Consider the following 2,996-nt stretch of genomic DNA (forward strand, 5'->3'; position numbering starts at 1 on the left):
ACCCGTCGACAGCGAGGTCACGCCACTTTGCACGGTGCTGATCCCGGTCGACGCGGAGGTCGACAGGCTCGACACATTGCTGTTGGTCGTGGACAGACCTGTCGACAACGAGCTCACGCCGCTCTGAACCGTGCTGATGCCGGTCGAGGCAGAGGTCGACAAGCTCGACACATTGCTGTTGGTGGTGCTCAGCCCCGTGGACAGCGAAGTCACACCGCTTTGCGCCGTACTGATCCCAGTCGACGCCGAGGTCGACAGGCTGGACACATTGCTGTTGGTCGTCGAGAGGCCGGTCGACAGCGAAGTGACACCGCTCTGCGCCGTGCTGATCCCGGTCGAAGCCGATGTGCTCAGGCTGCTCACATTGCTGTTGGTCGTGCTCAGCCCCGTGGACAGCGAGGTCACGCTGCTTTGTGCCGTGCTGATCCCTGTCGACGCCGAGGTCGACAGGCTCGACACGTTGCTGTTGGTGGTGGACAGGCCGGTGGACAGCGAGGTGACACCACTTTGCGCCGTGCTGATGCCGGTCGAAGCCGAGGTCGACAGGCTCGACACGTTGCTGTTGGTCGTCGACAGACCCGTCGACAGTGAAGTGACGCCGCTTTGTGCCGTGCTGATACCGGTCGAGGCCGACGTGCTCAGGCTACCCACATTGCTGTTGGTCGTGCTCAGACCCGTCGAGGCGGACGTGGACAGCGATGCCAGGCTACTATTCGTCGTGCTCAGGCCCGTGGACAACGAGGTCACACCGCTTTGTGCCGTGCTGATGCCCGTCGAAGCCGACGTGCTCAGGCTGCTCACGTTGCTATTGGTGGTGCTCAAGCCAGTAGACAGCGAGGTGACGCCACTTTGCGCCGTGCTGATGCCGGTCGAAGCCGAAGTCGACAGGCTCGACACGTTGCTGTTGGTGGTGCTCAAGCCCGTCGAGGCGGACGTGGACAGCGATGCCAGGCTGCTATTCGTCGTGCTCAGGCCCGTGGACAACGAAGTCACGCCGCTTTGCGCCGTGCTGATGCCGGTCGAGGCGGACGTGGACAGCGATGCCAGGTTGCTGTTGGTCGTGCTCAAGCCGGTGGACAGCGAAGTCACACCACTCTGTACCGTGCTGATGCCGGTTGAAGCGGAGGTCGACAGCGACGAAACATTGCTATTGGTCGTGCTCAGCCCCGTGGACAGCGAAGTCACACCGCTCTGCGCCGTGCTGATGCCTGTCGACGCCGACGTCGACAGGCTACCCACATTGCTGTTGGTCGTGCTCAAGCCCGTGGACAGAGAGGTCACGCCGCTTTGTGCGGTGCTGATACCCGTCGAGGCCGACGTACTCAGGCTACTCACGTTGCTGTTCGTCGTCGACAGCCCGGTCGAGAGACTCGACACGTTACTGTTGGTGGTGCTCAAGCCCGTGGACAACGAGGTGACGCCGCTTTGCGCAGTGCTGATCCCGGTCGAGGCTGAGGTGGACAACGACGACACGTTGCTGTCGGTCGTACTCAGGCCCGTCGACAGCGAGGTCACACCACTCTGGGCCGTGCTGATCCCCGCCGAGGCCGACGTGCTCAGGCTGCTCACATTGCTGTTGGTCGTGGACAGGCCGGTAGACAGCGAGGTGACGCCGCTCTGTGCGGTGCTAATACCGATCGACGCGGATGTCGACAGGCTCGAGACATTGCTGTTGGTCGTCGAAAGACCGGTGGACAACGAAGCGATTTGCGAGGTGTGCGTCGACAGACCCGTGGACAGCGAAGTGACACCGCTTTGTGCCGTGCTAATCCCCGTCGAGGCCGAGGTGCTCAGGCTGCTCACATTGCTGTTGGTCGTGCTCAGACCCGTGGACAACGAGGTCACGCCGCTCTGCGCCGTGCTGATGCCAGTCGACGCCGAGGTCGACAGCGACGACACGTTGCTATTGGTCGTGCTCAACCCCGTAGACAACGAGGCGATTTGCGAAGTGTGCGTCGACAGCCCCGTCGACAGTGAGGTCACACCGCTTTGCGCCGTGCTAATGCCAGTCGACGCCGACGTCGACAGGCTACCTACATTGCTGTTGGTCGTGCTCAAGCCCGTGGACAGCGAAGTGACACCGCTCTGGGCCGTGCTAATGCCGGTCGATGCGGATGTGCTCAGGCTCGACACGTTGCTATTCGCCGTGGACAACCCCGTCGACAGCGAAGTCACGCCGCTTTGCGCCGTGCTGATGCCGGTCGAAGCCGAGGTCGAGAGGCTCGATACGTTGCTGTTGGTCGTCGAGAGACCCGTGGACAGCGAAGTCACACCGCTCTGCGCCGTGCTGATGCCGGTCGAAGCCGACGTGCTCAGGCTGCTCACATTGCTGTTGGTCGTGGACAGGCCGGTGGACAGCGAGGTGACGCCGCTCTGGGACGTGCTGATCCCCGTCGAAGCCGACGTGCTCAGGCTGGATACATTGCTATTGGTCGTACTCAGCGCTGTTGACAGGGAGTTAACCCCGCTCTGTGCCGTGCTGATACTGGTAGAGAATCCACCTACAGTGGTCGAGAGCGAAGATACGGTGCTCACCGCAGAGCTGACCGTTGTTGACATCGATGCCACGCTACTCGTCGCCGAACTGATGCTGGTCGACCACCCTCCGACCATGGTCGATAGCGACGATACGCTGCTATTGTTCGTGCTCAAGCCCGTGGACAACGAGGTCACGCCGCTCTGCGCCGTGCTGATGCCCGTCGATGCCGACGTGCTCAGGCTCGTTACCTTGCTGTTGGCCGTGCTTAGACCTGTCGATGTTGTCGTCGACAAGTTGTACAACTCGTTACCCGTCACAGCATCGGTCGACCCCGAGGCAATGGTACCGTCTGCCACTTGAGTGATTCTTCGGGTGACCCCCAGTGAGCTGTTACCGACGCTCACTACATTGGATGCACCACCATCCGAGCTCTGGAAACCCAGCGCTACCGAGTTCGTCCCCGATGCGCTGGAGGCCCACCCCAATGCCATGGAGTTCCCTCCATTGACAAGGGACG

At 61.9% G+C, this 2,996-nt stretch carries 1 protein-coding gene; it reads right to left on the reverse strand.

Going from position 1 to position 2,996, the window contains the following annotated elements; genetic code table 11:
• Positions 1-2,883: beta strand repeat-containing protein (locus tag R2N16_RS25310; RefSeq protein WP_428984176.1), on the reverse strand; the 2,883-nt coding region annotated here is incomplete at its 3' end.
• Between the last annotated feature and the right edge of the window lie 113 nt (positions 2,884-2,996).

The sequence above is a fragment of the Ralstonia psammae genome (genome assembly GCF_958405935.1).
Taxonomy (GTDB): Bacteria; Pseudomonadota; Gammaproteobacteria; order Burkholderiales; family Burkholderiaceae; genus Ralstonia; species Ralstonia psammae.